The sequence below is a fragment of the Pseudazoarcus sp. NS36 genome (assembly GCF_059703705.1).
Genome location: NZ_BAAKJA010000001.1, coordinates 604,771 through 621,520 on the forward strand (window position 1 = coordinate 604,771; position 16,750 = coordinate 621,520).

At 65.1% G+C, this 16,750-nt stretch carries 16 protein-coding genes and 1 tRNA gene; 1 reads left to right on the forward strand and 16 read right to left on the reverse strand.

What is annotated here, in order from left to right:
- Nucleotides 1-116: 116 nt before the first annotated feature.
- The 9 genes from AC6H0R_RS02845 to rnr all read right to left on the reverse strand — a co-directional run bounded on the left by AC6H0R_RS02845 (nt 117) and on the right by rnr (nt 10,181).
- Nucleotides 117-491, reverse strand: coding sequence for a group I truncated hemoglobin (locus AC6H0R_RS02845; protein WP_497579822.1), 375 nt, complete (start codon nt 489-491; stop codon nt 117-119).
- Between the two features lie 28 nt (nt 492-519).
- Entirely contained in the window at nt 520-864 is a 345-nt protein-coding gene (locus AC6H0R_RS02850; protein WP_497579823.1) for a c-type cytochrome, read from the reverse strand.
- A gap of 11 nt (nt 865-875) precedes the next feature.
- On the reverse strand, nt 876-1,445 hold the full coding sequence (locus AC6H0R_RS02855) for a Tll0287-like domain-containing protein (protein WP_497579824.1): 570 nt from the start codon (nt 1,443-1,445) through the stop codon (nt 876-878).
- Between the two features lie 24 nt (nt 1,446-1,469).
- Complete coding sequence (locus AC6H0R_RS02860) at nt 1,470-2,912, reverse strand: cytochrome c3 family protein (RefSeq protein ID WP_497579825.1); 1,443 nt, start codon at nt 2,910-2,912, stop codon at nt 1,470-1,472.
- Nucleotides 2,913-2,921: 9 nt separating this feature from the next.
- Nucleotides 2,922-4,895, reverse strand: a complete 1,974-nt coding sequence (locus tag AC6H0R_RS02865) for an FAD-dependent oxidoreductase (protein WP_497579826.1) — start codon at nt 4,893-4,895, stop codon at nt 2,922-2,924.
- Between the two features lie 332 nt (nt 4,896-5,227).
- Nucleotides 5,228-5,434 carry a hypothetical protein gene (locus AC6H0R_RS02870; protein WP_497579827.1) on the reverse strand — a complete coding sequence of 69 codons (207 nt, stop codon included), beginning with the start codon at nt 5,432-5,434 and terminating at the stop codon, nt 5,228-5,230.
- Nucleotides 5,435-5,636: 202 nt separating this feature from the next.
- Nucleotides 5,637-6,911: a nitrate- and nitrite sensing domain-containing protein gene (locus AC6H0R_RS02875; RefSeq protein WP_497579828.1), complete on the reverse strand. Its 1,275-nt coding sequence runs from the start codon at nt 6,909-6,911 to the stop codon at nt 5,637-5,639.
- A gap of 88 nt (nt 6,912-6,999) precedes the next feature.
- Nucleotides 7,000-7,761, reverse strand: a complete 762-nt coding sequence (rlmB, locus tag AC6H0R_RS02880; protein WP_497579829.1) for a 23S rRNA (guanosine(2251)-2'-O)-methyltransferase RlmB — start codon at nt 7,759-7,761, stop codon at nt 7,000-7,002.
- The gene (gene rnr / locus AC6H0R_RS02885; protein ID WP_497579830.1) at nt 7,761-10,181 is read right to left on the reverse strand and encodes a ribonuclease R; all 2,421 of its coding nucleotides are present in this window, start codon (nt 10,179-10,181) and stop codon (nt 7,761-7,763) included. The genes rlmB and rnr overlap by 1 nt, the downstream gene beginning before the upstream one ends.
- A 38-nt stretch (nt 10,182-10,219) precedes the next feature.
- On the opposite strand from rnr, the gene AC6H0R_RS02890 reads away from it, so the two are divergent.
- Nucleotides 10,220-10,304, forward strand: a tRNA-Leu gene (locus AC6H0R_RS02890).
- 140 nt (nt 10,305-10,444) lie between these two features.
- Here AC6H0R_RS02890 and AC6H0R_RS02895 read toward each other — a convergent pair.
- Genes AC6H0R_RS02895 through hfq form a run of 7 tightly spaced genes read right to left on the reverse strand, consistent with a single transcriptional unit; the run spans nt 10,445 to nt 16,681 of the window.
- Entirely contained in the window at nt 10,445-11,755 is a 1,311-nt protein-coding gene (locus tag AC6H0R_RS02895; RefSeq protein WP_497579831.1) for an adenylosuccinate synthase, read from the reverse strand.
- A gap of 4 nt (nt 11,756-11,759) precedes the next feature.
- On the reverse strand, nt 11,760-12,917 hold the full coding sequence (locus AC6H0R_RS02900; RefSeq protein ID WP_497579832.1) for an ATP phosphoribosyltransferase regulatory subunit: 1,158 nt from the start codon (nt 12,915-12,917) through the stop codon (nt 11,760-11,762).
- A 5-nt stretch (nt 12,918-12,922) separates the two neighbouring features.
- A complete protein-coding gene (locus AC6H0R_RS02905) occupies nt 12,923-13,105 on the reverse strand; it encodes a DUF2065 domain-containing protein (protein WP_497579833.1) in 183 nt (60 codons plus the stop codon).
- A gap of 3 nt (nt 13,106-13,108) precedes the next feature.
- Nucleotides 13,109-13,990 (reverse strand): protease modulator HflC, encoded by an 882-nt coding sequence (hflC, locus tag AC6H0R_RS02910; protein WP_497579834.1) that lies wholly within the window; start codon nt 13,988-13,990, stop codon nt 13,109-13,111.
- Nucleotides 13,990-15,261 carry an FtsH protease activity modulator HflK gene (gene hflK, locus AC6H0R_RS02915; protein ID WP_497579835.1) on the reverse strand — a complete coding sequence of 424 codons (1,272 nt, stop codon included), beginning with the start codon at nt 15,259-15,261 and terminating at the stop codon, nt 13,990-13,992. The genes hflC and hflK overlap by 1 nt, the downstream gene beginning before the upstream one ends.
- A gap of 29 nt (nt 15,262-15,290) precedes the next feature.
- Nucleotides 15,291-16,424, reverse strand: a complete 1,134-nt coding sequence (hflX, locus tag AC6H0R_RS02920; RefSeq protein ID WP_497579836.1) for a ribosome rescue GTPase HflX — start codon at nt 16,422-16,424, stop codon at nt 15,291-15,293.
- Between the two features lie 20 nt (nt 16,425-16,444).
- A complete protein-coding gene (gene hfq / locus AC6H0R_RS02925) occupies nt 16,445-16,681 on the reverse strand; it encodes an RNA chaperone Hfq (protein WP_497574565.1) in 237 nt (78 codons plus the stop codon).
- Nucleotides 16,682-16,750: the final 69 nt, after the last annotated feature.

Consider the following 16,750-nt stretch of genomic DNA (forward strand, 5'->3'; position numbering starts at 1 on the left):
CTGCGCACGCATGCAGTGCAGGCACGCCGCAGGCTGCACTCCTCAGGTGCAGCCGCCCACCCAAAAGCGAAAGCCCCGTCCGGAGACGGGGCTTTCGTGGGGGAACCGCTAAGGCTTCAGCGGCACAGCACGTCGTTTCGCACCGATTCGGCGATGCCGGCCACTTCGCCGATCAGCTCCGGTGCTACGCCGAGTTCGGTCAGCACGGCGGCGAGGTTTTCGACCACAGCATCAAAGTGGCTGTCGTTCAGCCCCATGTTGGTGACCAGGCTGGCATGTGCCTCGCGCATGTTCTTGCCGTCGTAGCCGGAGCTGCCGCCGAAGGCGAAGGACAGGAACTTCTTCTGATGCTCGCGCATGCGGGCCATGTCGACACCGGCAAAGAAGTGCTTGATGCGGTCGTCGGCAAGCACCTTGTCGTAGAACATGTCGACGGCGAGATTGACGGCAGGCATGCCGCCGAGTTTCTGGTACAGACTGGCTTCGGCCATGATGGCTCCTTGGAATGAGAGGGTGAAATCACTTCGCGCCAGAAGACGCGAGCATGTAGTCGACGGCAGCACGCACCTCGGCGTCGCTGAGGCTGTCGTTCGCGCCGCGCGCCGGCATCTCGTCGCCCATGGGGCCGAAGAAGCCGTTGATCGCACTTGCGTAGAGCGCCTCGCGCCCCTTGGCGATGCGTGGCGCCCAGGCGTCGGCGTCACCGAACTGCGGTGCGCCGGACAGGGGTTCGGTGTGGCATAGCGCGCAGGTGCCCTCCCACACCGCCTTTCCCGACACCTCGGCGGCGGCGGGAAAGGCGGCGAGCAGGGACGATGCGGCCAGCGCGATTCCGAACTGTCGAGCGGAAACGATGGCAGTCATCGCCTTGCTCCTTACATCGGCAGGCGCAGTACCACCGCACCCATGGTTTCACCCATCTTGAAGTCGTTGCGCGGGCTGCTCTTGTGGTCGTTGTGGCAGGTCACGCAGGCGCGCGCCACGGCACGGTCGGCATACACGGCGGTGAAGTACTTGGTGCCGCCGATGGTCTCTTCCTTGTAGAAGGGCTTGGAACCATTGGCGGCCACAGCCTTGAGGCCTTCGGTCTCGGCCGGCGTGCGGGCGACGTTCTGGTCGTTGATCGGCCACTCGGAAATCAGGCGGTAGCTCCACTTGGCGCCCTTCTCGGCGACCATCTCGGAGCCGGCACGGAACATCTGCGCGGGCAGTACCAGGGCCTTCTTCTCCAGCCAGTCTTCGTGGGCCTCGATGACCTTCTCCTGGTTGGCCAGGCGGTTGACGATGAGGCGGGTGTACACCGTGCGGTCGGTTTCGAGCACCAGATGCAGGGCATCGGCAACCTGTTCGTAGCTCCAGCCCTTCTGCTGGGCAACGGCAGGGAGGGTGACCGCAGCGAGGACGCTGGCGACGACGACGGCTTTCTTCAGTTGCGTGGCTTTCATGATGGCTCTCCTGTTCAAGGATGGTTACTGCTCGGGGGGTGAATCTTTCTGCGCTTCGCGCTGTTGCGTGAGGAGACGATCGCGCTCGACGGCCATGCGGATGCTGTCGACTGCAGTCGAGGGGCGTCCGGTGAAGTTGCGCTGCGCCAGGTCACGGTCGGCCAGCGCGTCGAGGGCAAAGCCGAGTCCGTGGCAGTTCAGGCACACGCTGCGGGCCATCTTGCTGGCCGGGTGCAGCGTGGCGTTCTGGTTGTGCTGCACCAGCGTGCGGCGCGAGAAGTCGTCGCCGATATGCTCGATGCGCGGCATGTGGCAGCTGGCGCACGACACGCCACTGCCTGCTGGCGCGGTGCCGGCCAGCTCGGCCTGCCACAGCGCGTGGTGCGGGCTGTCGCGGTAGGCCTGCGTGTGCTCGTCGTTGTGGCAGCTCATGCAGGCTTCGGCGGCGGCGCGGCCGGTGTCGAAGTCGTGCGCGCCGTGGCAACTCGTGCAGCCGAGTTCGAAGTGGGCCGCATCGCCCTTCATCGGCAGGCGCGCGTCGGCCGGCGTCATCGGCCCCAGTTCGGTGGCCAGCCGCATGCCGTGCAGGCCGGCCTTGAAGGTGTCGACTTCCAGACCGTGGCAGTTCGCGCACGGCGTGTGGTCGGGCTTGGCGACCCACTCCGGTTCGCGCTTGGAGCCGACCTGGTGACAGGCGCTGCAATTGACGCCGGCTTCGGCATGCTTGGAAGCCAGCCACGCGGCCTCGGCGTGAGGGTCCGCCAGCGAAGCGTCGTGGTCGGCGTCCTCGGCGGCCAGCGGCTCGATCGGGTAGTCATCCCACGGATAGCTCTCGGACTCCTCCAGCACCTGCAGCAGGCGACGCTCGCGCACCTTCGGCTCGTCCTTGAGGAAGCCGCCCTCGGCGTGGTCGAGCAGGAAGTTTTCCTTCAGCGACAGGTTGTCGTGGTAGCTGTGGCAACCGCTGTTGGTGCAGGTGAGGAAGCCCATGCCGGCATGGCTGGGGCGGGTCTCGGCGACGTCGGCATGGCACAGCACGCAGAAGTCCTTGGGCACGGTGACGCCGCCGGCATGCGCGATGTCGGGCTTGTGCTCGACGTGGCAGCTCACGCAGTAGGTCGCGTCGATGGCTTCGAGACGCTCGAAGTTGGCGGGATCGGTAAATTTCTTGCGCGGGTGAGAATCCTGCCCGGCCTTGAGCCCGGCGGCGTGACAGCCCTCGCATGAGGCCTGCACCTCGTCGCGATCCGCGAAGCCACCGGTGTGACAGGAATCGCAGGCCAGCTCGATCTGGTGATGGCCGTGCGTGGTCTGTCCCGGCAGGATCAGCGCGCGCAACTGCAGGCTGAGCGGGTCGACACGCCCCGCGGTGATGCTGGCCACGGCGGCGAACACCAGCCCGACCAGGCCCAGCGTCACGCCGCCCCACAACAGCCACATCCGGAGTTTGCGTTTTGATGCGCTCATGGCTGCCGCTCAGAAGTAGTAGAACTTGAAGATGTGGAAACCGAGCAGCGCAGGCAGGCCCCACAAGCTCAGGATGTGGACCAGCGTGGCGGTGCGCTGGGTGCGCCTCACCAGACCCGGTGTGAGCACGTGCTGGCGCGCCAGCACGGCGGCGATGACCACGCCGGACAGCAGCGCGCCGACCATCGACAGGCTCAGCACCAGATCCAGGCTGTAGCCCAGGCGCCCGCCGGTGTGGAACAGCAGGCCGGCGATGAGTACGACGCCGATGACCACATGCACCAGGCGCCACACGTCGAAGCTGCCGACGCGCACGCGCTCGACGCGCTTGCGCAGGGTGATGACGGCCAAGACCGCCATCACGCCGAGCACCACGTAGCCGCTGATCTCCTTGATGTCCTTGTCGCGCCAGATCAGATCCCAGCGGAAATCGGGATCGACGGAATCGGGAAAGGGAATGCCGATCAGCGCATAGAACAGCGCACCAAGCAGCGCCACCAGCGTGAATACCGCGAGGGCTTTGGCCGCGCGCACGGCCGGCAGGGCTGCCCCGCCGAGCAGTTGCGAGAGCAAGGGTCTACAGGAGCCGCATACGCTGCCGGCGCCGGTCTCGCCGGAGAGCGCCTCGACGGTGGTACAGCCGCTGCGACAGGCCGCTTCGAGCCGCCCCTTGGTCAAACCGGTACAGTTGCAGATGGTGGCGCTGGCCGGCCACAGCGCGACTTCGTCGCCCGCGTCGTCCGCCCACACGCGCCCTTCGGCGGCAAAGCGGCTGCGCTGCCACGGCCACACCATGCGCGCGCTGCGCACGGCCTCCTGCACGCGGGATCGTTCGGGCCATTCCCCCACGCCGATGGCGCCGACCAGCCGCCCCTGGCGCAGGCTCAGACGCCGATACACGCCCTCGGCGCGATACACCACGGAATGCGTGAGCGAGGCGGTGCTGACCGGATCAACCTCACCGATGCTGAAGACCTTGCAGCCCATGACCTTGAGATTGGTGGCCGACACCGAGCCTTCGTAGATGGCCGGCACGCCGCTGATGACGCCGGCGGCAACCGCGGCCTGCTCGAGCCCCGGCGCAACCAGTCCGTACACCTTGCCGCGGTGCTCGGCACATTCGCCGATCGCAAAGATGTGCGGGTCGGCCGTACGCAGCCGGTCGTCCACCCGAATGCCACTGCCCACCGGCAAGCCGGCCGCGACCGCCAGTTCGATGCGCGGACGGATGCCGGTGGCGACGATCACCGTGTCACAGGCAATCTCGCTGCCGTCGCGCAAACGCACACCGGCCACACGCCCGTCACCCAGAATGGCGCGCACGCCATCGCTGACGCGGAGGTTCAGGCCCATCTCGCGCATCTCGGCGCTCAACACTTCGGCCGCGCCGATGTCGAGCTGCCGCGGCATCAGCCGATCGTCCTGCTCGATCACCCACACTTCGGTGTTGAAGCGGCGCACGGCACGCGCGGCCTCCAGCCCCAGCAGGCCTCCGCCGATGACTACCGTGACGCGCGAGCGCACAAGGCGCGCCTGCAGACGCTGCGCATCGGCCAGATCACGGAAGGTGAATACGCCCGACAGTTCGATACCCGGAATGGCCGGCACATGCGGCGACGAGCCGGTCGCCAGCACGACGCTCGAATAGGCCTGCTCGCCACCTGCGGCATCGCGCACGGTGTGCGTCTCGCGGTCGATGGAGGCCACGCGCAGGCCGAATCGACAGTCCACATTGGGTGGCACCGGCGCCCCGCCGTTGCCGCCATCGACCAGCGCATCCCACGAGATCTCTCCTGCCAGCAGCGACGACAGCTTGATGCGGTTGTACGGCAGCCAGCTCTCGTCGCCGTACCACACGATCGGCGCGTCCGGCTGCCAGCGCACCAACTCCTGCACCGCACGCACGCCGGCCGGGCCCGCGCCGATCACAACGACGGGGGCGCTCACGCTCGAACTGTCGGGCACTGACGGGCGGGCACTCATCTACGACCTCCTGCCGAAACGAAAAAACGGCGACCATCCCCGGTCGGCGCACGGTGGCTGACGGGGGGATGGACGCCGTTGTCCTGGTGTTGCTGCGACGCACGATCCACATTGATCGGGCGTCGACGCATATCTAGCAGTTTGTATGCCAGAAATACCTTGTCACACCTGAAACCCAGCCACAGAGGCAGATCAGAGGCGATCCAAGAGGATTTTCAGGAGCGTTTTCGAAACGACGAGGCCATGAACTTCGCACTGCTGCAGTGCAGAAGCAGAAAGGCCGCACGTGAGCGGTGCGGCCTTTCGGGGACTCTAAAGGAGGGAATCAGGCCTCAGAGGCTTCTGCGGTCTGAAGGGCGTTCGAAGCAATCGGCCTGTACCGGCACCGAATCGCTCGCCAAGGCCACCTGATCCGCACAGGCATCGGCTTGCTCGACGGCGGCACGCGGCGCACTCCACGCAGCCATCAGTACGAGCACGATGGGCACGACAAAGGCAGTGACGGCATGAATGCGCTGGGCAGGCGTGAGTTGAAGCATTTGCGTTCCGGAACCGAGGCGACCAGGAGGACCGCCACCCGACCGGACGACAAAGCTCCGGTCGACATCACACATGCATCATGCGTGCCAGAACACAAGCCACTGTTTACAAACAAAAAGAGGATAAAAACTTAAAACTGATGCACTTACAACGGGCATCCAGCACGGGCAACGCACCGACTGTGTGCGGCAGCGCCACCGCTCAACCGCGCCGCGCCGACCCCTCGTTGCCCAGAATCCCGGAGAAGCCGATCACGGCTTCGGCCACCTCCACCAGTCGCCGCCCCTGGTCCATGGCGGTCTGGCGCAGCATCCGGTAGGCCTGATCCTCGGTCAGACCACGATGCTCCATCAGCAGCCCCTTGGCGCGCTCGATGAGCTTGCGCTCGGCCAGCGCGCCGCGCGCCCGAGCGAGTTCGTCGCCCATTTCCTGCAGACGTCGCGACTGCTCGTGCAGCAGGTCGAACACCGAGCGGCCGAGCCCGACGCGACCGGCTTCGGCCTCGCTTTCCGCCTCCTGGGAGACCGGAAACATATTCATGGGCACGACGCCCGGCGTGCCCTCACGCATGAAGGCTTCCAGCACCGCTGCGTGATCCTCCAGCGCGGCGCAGGCCTCGGCGGTCTTGCGCTCGGCCAGATGCAGCAGCTCGACGGCGAGCCGGTCTTCGATCTGCTTCATCACGTCAATGCGACGGGTGGTGAGCTGAAACCAGACTTCACTGCCATCGCTGGCGTCGGGGTGCGCAGCGGGCGATACCGCCTTGCGGCGCAGACGCTCCAGATCGGCCAGGTCGGCCGCCGGCAGCGCATCACGCCAGATGGCGGCGGTGGCCGCATCGGCAAACTCGGAGAAGATGTCGAAACAGCGCTGCTGCGCCTCGATCAGATGCACCAGCCGGTGCTGACGTGCGGTATCGAAGCTGCCCAGCGCAAAACCGGCCGCACCGGTGGCACGCTCCTGCCCCGCAAGCTCCTTGCCCTGCATGAAGTTGAACAGCGCCACCAGCGCACGCGACACATCCGGATCACCGGCACTGTCGGCCGCTTCGAACACGACCGCCAACAGACCACCGATCAGGCGCGTATAGGCCTCGATGACTTCGTCCGGCGTGAGCTCGAGCGCGCTCACACGCCGACGCAGATCAGGCAGCGCATCGAGCCAGTGCACGACGGCGGCGATGCGGCTGAACAGGCGCGCGCCACCGGGCAACAGGCCGGTTTCGGTGTCGAGCCGGTCAAAGGCAGCGCGCACCGTAGCCTCGACCGCCTCACTGTCGGCAATGCGGCTGGCGATCTGGTCGTCGAAACGCGCGCCACGCGAAACCGCAAACACATTGGACACGCCGCGCTCGCGCTGCAGCATGTGGATGAGCTGACCAATGCCGCTGACCAGCTCGCAGGTCAGCGCGAGCTGGTCAAGGCCGTGAATTTCACAACGCCGGGCGGCGAGCAGGAACTTGAGCGCGGCAGGCATGCCACTGAGCCTCCGGGGCGCGACGGCATGAGCGGTCACGCCCGATCATGAATCGGGAATACCCGGTACCAGCAATATGCGTGCCGGGTCACTTGCTGCGCTGACGCGTGGCTTCGAACAGGCAGATGCCGCTGGCCACCGAGACGTTGAGACTCTCGACACTGCCGTGCATCGGAATGGAGACCAGTTCGTCACAGGTTTCGCGCGTGAGGCGGCGCATGCCCTCGCCTTCAGAACCGAGCACCAGGGCCAGCGGGCCGGAAAGGTCTGCCTGAAACAGGGACTTGTCGACGTCGCCGGCCGTACCGATGACGCGCACGCCGGCCTCCTGCATCTCGCGCAGCGCGCGCGCAAGGTTGGTGACGGTGACGTAGGGCACGCTGTCGGCCGCGCCGCTGGCGACCTTGACGGCCGTGGCGTTGAGGCCCACGGCCCGGTCTTTCGGCGCGATCACGGCATGCGCGCCGGCCGCGTCGGCCACCCGCAGACATGCACCAAGGTTGTGCGGGTCCTGTACACCGTCCAGCACCAGCAGCAGGGCATCGCCCTCGATGGTATCGAGCACGTCGGCCAGCTTGATCTCGCGCGTCTTGGCGTCAACACGCGCCACCACGCCCTGGTGGCGGCGCGTGCCGACCATGCGTTCAAGTCGCTCGTTGTCGGCGGCGATGATGCGCACGCCTTCGGCTTCGGCAATCTTGTTGACCTCGCGCGCCCGGATGTCCGTGCGGCTGTCGGCCAGATACAGCTCGAAGATGCCGCCGGCGTCGCGCCGCAGCTTGCCGAGCACGGCATGGAAGCCGTAGATGAGGCGGCTTTCGCGCGCGCGAGGGTGTTCGTTGTCAGCCATCAGTTTCCTTTCTTGCCAGCGCGCGATCCGGCGCGACGGCTACGTTTCTTGGGTTCGGCCGCCTTGGGAGAAGGCGCAGCCGGTGCAGCGGTCGCCTTGCCGCGCGAGGCCGTGCTCTGCGAACGGCCACGGCCCTTGCGCCGCGCCGGTGCGGCATCCTCGGTACGCGGCGCAGCCGCTTCGCGTTCGCGCGACGTTTTACCACGCCGCTCGGTCGGGCGCTCGCCCTCGCCGTCGATCATGCGGAAATCGATCTTGCTGGTTTCCAGATCGACACGCACGACCTGAACGCGCACGCGGTCGGACAGGCGATAGCGCACATTGCTGCGCTCGCCGGCCAGCTCGTGGCGGGTTTCGTCATAGTGGAAATAATCCGAGCCGAGATCGGAGATGTGGATCAGGCCTTCGATGAACACGTCGTCCAGCGCCACGAACAGGCCGAAAGGCACGACCGAGGACACGCTGCCGGTGAACTCCTCGCCGACGCGGTCCTGCATGAACCAGCACTTGAGCCAGGCCACCACATCGCGCGTGGCTTCGTCCGCACGGCGCTCGGTGCCCGAGCAGTGCAGGCCGATCTGCTCCCAGTCGCCCGGAGTGTATTGCTTGCTGGCCAGTGCAGCCTTGATGGCACGATGCACCAGCAGGTCGGGGTAGCGACGGATCGGCGAGGTGAAGTGGGTATAGGCCTCGTAGGCCAGACCGAAGTGGCCGACGTTGTCGGGGCTGTACATGGCCTGCTTGAGCGAACGCAGCATGACGGTCTGCAGCAGCGCGGCGTCAGGGCGCGTCTTCACCGATTCGAGCAGCTTGGCGTAGTCCTTGGCACGCGGCTCGTCGCCCCCGCCCAGGCCCAGGCCGAACTCGGCCAGGAAGCCGCGCAGGCGCTCCAGACGATCCGCTGCCGGGCCTTCGTGGATGCGGTACAGCGCAGGCTGCTGGCGCGTCTGCAGGAAGTCGGAGGCGCATACGTTGGCGGCCAGCATGCATTCCTCGATGAGGCGATGCGCGTCGTTGCGGGTCTCGGGGATGATCCGCTCGATCTTGCCGTTGTCGTCGAAGATCATGCGCGTTTCGGTGGTCTCGAAGTCGATTGCACCGCGCTTGGCGCGCGCCTTGAGCAACACGCGGAACAGCCGGTCGAGATCCTGCAGGTGCGGCAGCAGCGGCTTGAGTTCCTGCCGCGTGTCGGCATCGTCCTCGTACAGCGCAGCCGCGACCTGGTTATAGGTCAGGCGTGCGTGCGAGAACATCACCGCCGGATAGAAGCGGTAATCGACGATGTCGCCGCTGGCGCTGATGTTGGCATCGCACACCATGCACAGACGCTCTTCCTTGGGCACCAGCGAGCACAGGCCGTTGGACAGTTTCTCCGGCAGCATCGGAATGACGCGGCGAGGGAAATACACCGAGTTGCCGCGCTCCTGCGCATCGACATCCAGCGCACTGCCCGGCTCGACGTAGTGCGACACGTCGGCAATCGCCACGATCAGGCGGTAGCCGTCACGCGTGCGCTCGCAGTACACAGCGTCGTCAAAGTCCTTGGCGGTTTCGCCGTCGATCGTCACCAGCGGCAGTTCGGTGATGTCCTCACGCCCGGCGAAATCCTTGCGCCGCACGGCGTCCGGCAGCTTGCGCGCCTGCGCCTTGGCTTCCGACGAAAACTCAAAGGGCAGCTGATGCTTGCGCAGGGCGATCTCGATCTCCATGCCGGGATCGGCATAGTTGCCGATGACCTCGACGACACGGCCGATCGGCTGCGACACCTTGGTGGGTTGCTCGATCAGTTCGACCGTGACCACCTGCCCCGCTTTCGGACGCTTGCCGCCCGGCGCAACCAGGATGTCCTGCGCGATACGACGGTCTTCCGGCACCACCAGCAGCACGCCGTGTTCGTCGAGCACGCGGCCGACCACGCGGGTGTTGCCGCGCTCGAGGATCTCGACGATCTTGCCCTCGGGGCGGCCGCGGCGATCCTGCCCGATGATGCGTGCGATGACGCGGTCACCGTGCAGCACCTCGCGCATTTCCTTGGGGCCGAGGAAGAGATCGGGCTGCTTGTCGTCCCGCACGACAAAGCCAAAGCCGTCGGCGTGGCCCTGCACGCGGCCACGGATCAGATCAGCCTTGTCGGGCAGGATGAAGGTGCCGCGACGGTTGCGCAGCACCTGCCCGTCACGCTCCATGGCGCGCATGCGGCGCTCGAACAGTTCGACTTCATGCTCGGCCACGTCCAGCGCCTCGCACACTTCCTCGAAGCTCAGCGGCACGCCGCGCTCGGCAAGGATCTGCTCGACGTACTCGCGGCTCGGCAGCGGTTGCTCGTAATCGGCGCTCTCACGCTCGAAGAACGGGTCGGCCAGACGGACGGCGGAAAGTCCGCCGGCGGCTGTTTTTGAATTTTTCGGTTTTCTCGTCATTGACAGTTTCTTTTGAGTGCTTATAATGCGCGGCTCTTGCCCAGATGGCGGAATTGGTAGACGCGCTGGTTTCAGGTACCAGTGTCGCAAGACGTGGAGGTTCGAGTCCTCTTCTGGGCACCAGTTCTGATGAAAGCCGACCGAAAGGTCGGCTTTTCATTTTGGTGCGACGCTTGCTTCATGCAGTGGTGAGTGTTCAAGTAAATTCGAGTTGAGCTTAAAGTGAAAAAGCCGGTCTTGCGACCGGCTTTCGCGTTTCTGCGTCAGGCGCCGAACGGATGGCGACGCAGGATGGTTTCGTCCCGCTCCGGACCGGTCGAGATCACGTCGATCGGAATCTCGCAGATCTCCTCGATGCGGTGCAGATAGGCACGCGCTTCCTGCGGCAGCGCCTCCCAGGTCTTGGCGCCGAAGGTCGAGGTGGTCCAGCCCGGCATGGTCTCGTAGATCGGCTCGCAACGGCTGACCTCATCGGCCCCCATCGGCAGCAGGTCGATACGCTTGCCGTCGAGCATGTAGCCGGTGCAGATCTGCAGCTCTTCAATCCCGTCGAGCACGTCGAGCTTGGTGATGCACAGACCGGTCACACCGTTGATGATGATCGAGCGCTTGAGCGCGGCCATGTCGAGCCAGCCGCAACGGCGCTTGCGCCCGGTGACGGTGCCGAACTCGCGACCCTTGGTCGACATCTGCTCACCCGGCGTAGCGGCGGTTTCGATGTCCAGCTCGGTCGGGAACGGACCGGCGCCAACGCGCGTGCAATACGCCTTGGTGATGCCCAGCACGTAGTGCAGACGCCCCGGACCCACACCCGAACCCGCGGAAGCCTGACCGGCCACGCAGTTGCTGGAGGTCACGAAGGGATAGGTACCGTGGTCGATGTCCAGCAGCACGCCCTGCGCGCCTTCAAACAGCAGGTTGCCGCCGTTCTTGTTGACCGCATACAGCTCGGCCGATACGTCCGTCACCATCGGGCGGATCTCGTCGGCGTCGGCCATGGCCTGCTCGAACACGGCGTCAAATTCCACCGCCGGCTGACCGAGCTGGCCGACCAGTACGTGGTTGTGGTGCTCGATGTTCTCGCGCAGCTTGACGGCGAAACGCTCGCGGTCGAACAGGTCGTACACACGCAGCGCACGGCGAGCGACCTTGTCTTCGTAGGCCGGGCCGATGCCCTTGCCGGTGGTGCCGATCTTGTCGGCCGGTGCACGCGCCGCCTCGCGCGCCACGTCCAGCGCAACGTGGTACTGCAGGATCAGCGGGCAGCCCGGGCTGATACGCAGGCGATCGCGCACCTTGAGGCCACCGGCTTCGAGCTTGCGGATCTCGGACAGCAGGTGGTGCGCATCCAGCACCACGCCATTGCCGATGTAGCAGGCCTTGCCCTCACGCACGATGCCCGAGGGCACGAGGTTGAGCTTGTATTCCTGATCACCGATGACCAGCGTATGGCCGGCGTTGTGGCCGCCCTGAAAACGCACCACGCCTGCGGCATGGTCAGTCAGCCAGTCAACGATCTTGCCCTTGCCCTCGTCGCCCCACTGGGTACCGACGACGACTACGTTCTTTGCCATGTTCTTACCTTTCTCCCTGCAGGGCGGTAACGGTCCAGCCGTCCGCACCCCTGACCAGCTGCCGGTCACAGCCGGCCGCTTTCCAAGTGCCCGAGTGGTCGGGCAGTTCATTCATGACGATCTCGCCGCGTGCGCGCAGCGCCGCAACGGTCTCCAGCAACGCTACATCGTCGGACAGTGGCGCGAGGATCGCACCAGCCACGGCCTGGACCGGCGTCCGTCGTGCCAGCTCACGCAAATCAAGGCTGAAGCCGGTGGCCGGCCGCGCACGCCCGAAGGCCTGACCCACGCTGTCATAACGGCCGCCCAGCGCCAACGCCGCAGCGGAACTGCCGGCGTAGGCGGCGAACACGACCCCGCTGTGATAGTGGTAACCGCGCAGATCCGCCAGATCGAAGGACAAGGGCAGGTCGCCCAGCTGACCGGCCAGTCGCGCCAACTCGGCCAAGGCCGCCCGCACCTCGGGCAAAGCCGGCAAGGTTTCGGCCGCGCGCCCCAGCACCTCACGCCCGCCATACAGCTGCGGCAGCGCCAGCAACGCGGAGCGCTGCGGCTCGGCCACGTCAGCCAGCATCTCGGTAAGGCCGGGCACGTCCTTGGCCTGCAACAGATCAAACAGCGCTTCTTCGCGCGCAGCATCGAAACCGGCCCCGGCCGCCAGCGCACGGAACAGGCCAACGTGGCCGACGTCGATACGCTCGGCCGGTACGCCGCCCAGCGCCATCACATCGGCAAGCAGGCGGATGACCTCGACATCGGCCTCGATGCCGCCATGACCATACAGCTCGGCGCCGAGCTGGATCGGTTCGCGGGTCGCGGTAAGCGATTGCGGCAGGGTGTGCAGCACGCTGCCGCAGTAGCACAGCCGCGTCACGCCCTCATGATTGATGAGGTGCGCGTCGATGCGCGCAACCTGCGGCGTCATGTCGGCACGCACCCCCATGGTCCGACCGGAAAGCTGATCGACCAGTTTGAAGGTGCGCAGACTCAGATCCTGGCCGGCGCCAGTGGTCAGCGAATCGAGGTACTCAAGCAGCGGCGGCTGCACGAGCTGATAGCCACGCAGCCGGAAGGCATCGAGCATGCTGCGGCGCAGCCGCTCGATCGCGCCGGCCTCTGCGGGCAGCGCGTCCTGGATGTAGTCGGGGAGAACCCAGCGCATCGTTGTCACACCAGAATCAGGATCAATACGCCGGCCGCAATCGCGGTGAGGCCGACGAAGCGGATCTGCCCGTCAGCAAGACGGGCGATCTGCAAAAAAGCTTCGCGCCAGCGAGCCGGCGCGACGAAAGGAAGAAGGCCTTCGAAGATCAACATCAGCGCGAAGGCCATCAACAGGGACGTGCCCATGGATCAGTTACGTCTCGCTCCGCCCGAGTCCTTCAGGTACTTGAAGAAATCGGAGCTGGGGTCGACCACCATCACATCACTCTTGTTGGTGAAGGTGCTGCGATAGGCGTCGAGGCTGCGGTAGAAGGCGTAGAACTCGGCGTCTTTCTGGAAGGCATTGGCATAGATCTGGGTCGCCCTGGCATCCCCTTCACCCATGACCTTCTGCGCTTCACGGTAGGCCTCGGCAATGATGACCTCACGCTGACGATCAGCATCAGCACGGATCTGCTCGGCCGTTGCACCACCTTCCGAACGCAGCTCGTTGGCCACCCGCGTACGCTCCGCCTCCATGCGGCTATACACCGACTGCGACACTTCGCTCGGGAAATCCACCCGCTTCAGACGCACGTCGAGAATCTGCACACCGATCAGTCGGGCATCGGTGTCGGCGCGCACACGCATGTTTTCCATGATGAGGTCACGCTCGCCCGACACCACTTCCGGCACGGTACGACGACCGAACTCTTCACGCAGGCCGGAGTTGACGGTCTGCAGCAGACGCGTGCGCGCACGCGTTTCGTCGCCGGCAACGGACTCGTAATACAGACGCGGATCGATAATGCGCCACTTCACGAAATGGTCGACCAGCACGTTCTGCTTTTCGGCCGTGATGAAGCGCTCGGGTTCGGGGGTGTCGATGGTCAGGATACGACGATCGAAGAAACGCACGTTCTGGATCAGCGGCATCTTCCAGTTCAGGCCTGGCTCGTCGATGACGTCTTTGACTTCACCAAGCTGGAACACCACGGCGTACTGGCGCTGATCGACGGTGAACAGCGTCATCGAGGCAAGCACACCAGCGAGAATCAGCGCCCCAAGGACGACTTGAATACGGTTGTTCATCAACGACCTCCCAGATCGCGCATGCGCATGGCGTCGCGATCACGCGGATCTACCGGAATCGGCTGGCTCTGGTGTACACCGGCAACCGGGCTGGTGGGCTGCTGCGAGCGCTGGCTCTCGCTCATCGCGACAGCACCACCGCTCTGCCCCAACAGTTTGTCGAGCGGCATCAGCAGCAGATTGCCGCCGTTGTCGGCATCGATCATGACCTTGCTGGTGCTGGACAGCACCTGCTGCATGGTCTCGATGTACATACGCTCACGCGTCACGCGCGGGGCCTTGGCATATTGCTCATAGACCTGGATGAAGCGGGAGGCCTCACCCTCGGCGTTGGCTACCACACGTTCGCGGTAGGCACTGGCCTCTTCGAACAGGCGTGCTGCCGTACCACGTGCGCGCGGCACGACGTCGTTGCGGTAGGCCTCACCTTCGTTACGCAGACGCTCACGGTCCTGACGGGCGCGGACGACGTCCTCGAACGCGGCCTGCACCTGCTCGGGCGGCTGGGCGTTCTGCATCATCACGCGGCTGATCATGATGCCGGTCTGATAGCGGTCGAGAATGTCCTGCATGAGTTGCTGTGCCGTGGCGCCGATCTCTTCACGACCTTCGTACAGCACGAAGTCCATGGTGCTCTTGCCGACGATCTCGCGCATTGCGGTTTCAGCCGCCTGGATCACGGACTCGTCCGGCACGCGAACGTTGAACACGTAGTCTTCCGGCGACTTGAGGATGTACTGGACGCTGAACTGGATGTTGATGATGTTCTCGTCCTCGGTGATCATCAGCGCCTCGCGCAGGACCTTGTTGCGGTCCGATCCCCGATAACCCACCTCGACCGTACGTACGCCCGAAAGGTCCACGATCTCGTGGCTCTCGACCGGGTACGGAATGCGCCAGCGCAGACCCGGCTCGGTGGTTTCGACGTGCTTGCCGAAGCGCAGTACGACACCGCGCTCGGCAGCATCGACGGTATAGAAGCCGCTCGCCAGCCAGACCACCAGCAGCAAGACCAGCAACGCGCCCAGGCCACCGCCGATCTGGCGGAAACCCAGATTGGGCATCTGCGGACCTTTGCCACCACCGCCCCCATTGGAGCGACCACCGCCGCGCTTGCCCCCGAGCATGCCCGTCAGTTTCTGGTTGAAATCACGCCAGACGTCTTCAAGGTCCGGCGGACCCTGATTGTCGCCACGGCCGCGGTCACCGCCGCGCCGATCGTCGTCGTCTTTCCCCTGGTTGTTACCCCAGCGAGGATCATTCAGTGACATTGGGAGACCCGTATCAGATTGAAAGGCGTTCAGACCATCATATCCGGAACTGCGTTCCGGTCATTTGCGGTACTGACGCGTTGCGCTGCTTCGGCCAGTGCGTCACGCAGCAGGGGCAGGCCCTCGCCGCTCGCAGCGCTCAAAAAAGCGCCCACGATGTTACCACACTCGCCCCGATTGACTGCCGCAGGGGCGCCCGTCAGATCGATCTTGTTGAAGACCATGATCTGAGGAACGTCGCCCGCTCCGATCTCGCGCAGCACATCGTTTACCGCGTCGATCTGGGCTTCGCGCTCAGGGCTCGCGGAGTCAACCACATGCAGCAGCAGATCGCTGCTGGCCGTCTCTTCCAGCGTGGAGTGAAAGGCCGCCACCAGCGCATGCGGCAGATCACGGATGAAGCCGACGGTGTCGGACAGGACGACATCACCGACCGGCCCGACATACAGGCGCCGCGAGGTCGTATCCAGCGTTGCAAAGAGCTGGTCGGCCGCGTAGGTACCCGCCTTGGTCAAGGCATTGAAAAGCGTTGATTTCCCGGCGTTGGTATAGCCCACAAGGGACACCGACAACACATCGTGACGATCCCTCCCACGGCGGCGTACCTTGCGCTGCTTCTCGATCTTGGCGAGCCGCTCCTTGAGTGCCTTGACGCGCACACCCAGCAGCCTTCGGTCGGTCTCGAGCTGTTTCTCGCCCGGGCCACGCAGGCCGATACCCCCCTTCTGGCGCTCAAGGTGGGTCCAGCCGCGCACCAGACGCGTCGCAAGATGGCTGAGCTGGGCGAGTTCGACCTGCAGCTTGCCCTCGTGGCTGCGCGCGCGCAGCGCGAAGATGTCCAGGATGAGCGCCGTGCGATCGATGACGCGACACTGCAGTACGCGCTCGAGGTTGCGCTGCTGCGCCGGCGACAGGATGTGGTTGAAGACCACCAGATCACCCTTGGCGGCAATCAGTGCAAGCTCGATCTCGGTGACCTTGCCCTTGCCTGCGAACAGCGCGGGATCGGGCCGCGAACGCCGCCCGGTCACAACGCCCTCGACACTCCCGCCGGCACTCTCGATCAGCAGGCGGGTTTCGGACAGGCGATCTTCCAGCATGCCCTGGTCGAGATCGAGCTGGACCAGGATGGCCCGCTCGCCGGACTGCGGCCGATCAAACATGGGAAATGCTCAGAACGAAATCAGGCGTCACTGCCGTCCTGCTGAATACTGACGGGACGCGCGGGCACAACGGTGGAAATGGCGTGCTTGTACACCATCTGGGTCACGGTGTTCTTGAGCAGTACGACGTACTGGTCGAAGGAGTCGATCTGGCCCTGCAGCTTGATGCCGTTGACCAGATAGATGGACACGGGAATGTGCTCACGCCGAAGAGTGTTCAGGAACGGGTCTTGTAGTAGCTGCCCTTTGTTACTCATTTTTGCTCCTTGAGCATTGGTTTTGTTATGAGCCTGCAGCATAGCATGGTGCGCCGCACCACAATGACC

Coding starts and splice junctions, on each gene's coding strand:
- AC6H0R_RS02905 (WP_497579833.1), bottom strand. CDS start 13,105: ATGGGCACGTCCCTGTTGATGGCCTTCGCGCTGATGTTGATCTTCGAA.
- AC6H0R_RS02860 (WP_497579825.1), bottom strand. CDS start 2,912: ATGAGCGCATCAAAACGCAAACTCCGGATGTGGCTGTTGTGGGGCGGC.
- rlmB (WP_497579829.1), bottom strand. CDS start 7,761: ATGGCTGACAACGAACACCCTCGCGCGCGCGAAAGCCGCCTCATCTAC.
- AC6H0R_RS02855 (WP_497579824.1), bottom strand. CDS start 1,445: ATGAAAGCCACGCAACTGAAGAAAGCCGTCGTCGTCGCCAGCGTCCTC.
- hflX (WP_497579836.1), bottom strand. CDS start 16,424: ATGTTTGATCGGCCGCAGTCCGGCGAGCGGGCCATCCTGGTCCAGCTC.
- hfq (WP_497574565.1), bottom strand. CDS start 16,681: ATGAGTAACAAAGGGCAGCTACTACAAGACCCGTTCCTGAACACTCTT.
- hflC (WP_497579834.1), bottom strand. CDS start 13,990: ATGAACAACCGTATTCAAGTCGTCCTTGGGGCGCTGATTCTCGCTGGT.
- AC6H0R_RS02875 (WP_497579828.1), bottom strand. CDS start 6,911: ATGCCTGCCGCGCTCAAGTTCCTGCTCGCCGCCCGGCGTTGTGAAATT.
- AC6H0R_RS02870 (WP_497579827.1), bottom strand. CDS start 5,434: ATGCTTCAACTCACGCCTGCCCAGCGCATTCATGCCGTCACTGCCTTT.
- hflK (WP_497579835.1), bottom strand. CDS start 15,261: ATGTCACTGAATGATCCTCGCTGGGGTAACAACCAGGGGAAAGACGAC.
- AC6H0R_RS02850 (WP_497579823.1), bottom strand. CDS start 864: ATGACTGCCATCGTTTCCGCTCGACAGTTCGGAATCGCGCTGGCCGCA.
- AC6H0R_RS02865 (WP_497579826.1), bottom strand. CDS start 4,895: ATGAGTGCCCGCCCGTCAGTGCCCGACAGTTCGAGCGTGAGCGCCCCC.
- AC6H0R_RS02845 (WP_497579822.1), bottom strand. CDS start 491: ATGGCCGAAGCCAGTCTGTACCAGAAACTCGGCGGCATGCCTGCCGTC.
- rnr (WP_497579830.1), bottom strand. CDS start 10,181: ATGACGAGAAAACCGAAAAATTCAAAAACAGCCGCCGGCGGACTTTCC.
- AC6H0R_RS02895 (WP_497579831.1), bottom strand. CDS start 11,755: ATGGCAAAGAACGTAGTCGTCGTCGGTACCCAGTGGGGCGACGAGGGC.
- AC6H0R_RS02900 (WP_497579832.1), bottom strand. CDS start 12,917: ATGCGCTGGGTTCTCCCCGACTACATCCAGGACGCGCTGCCCGCAGAG.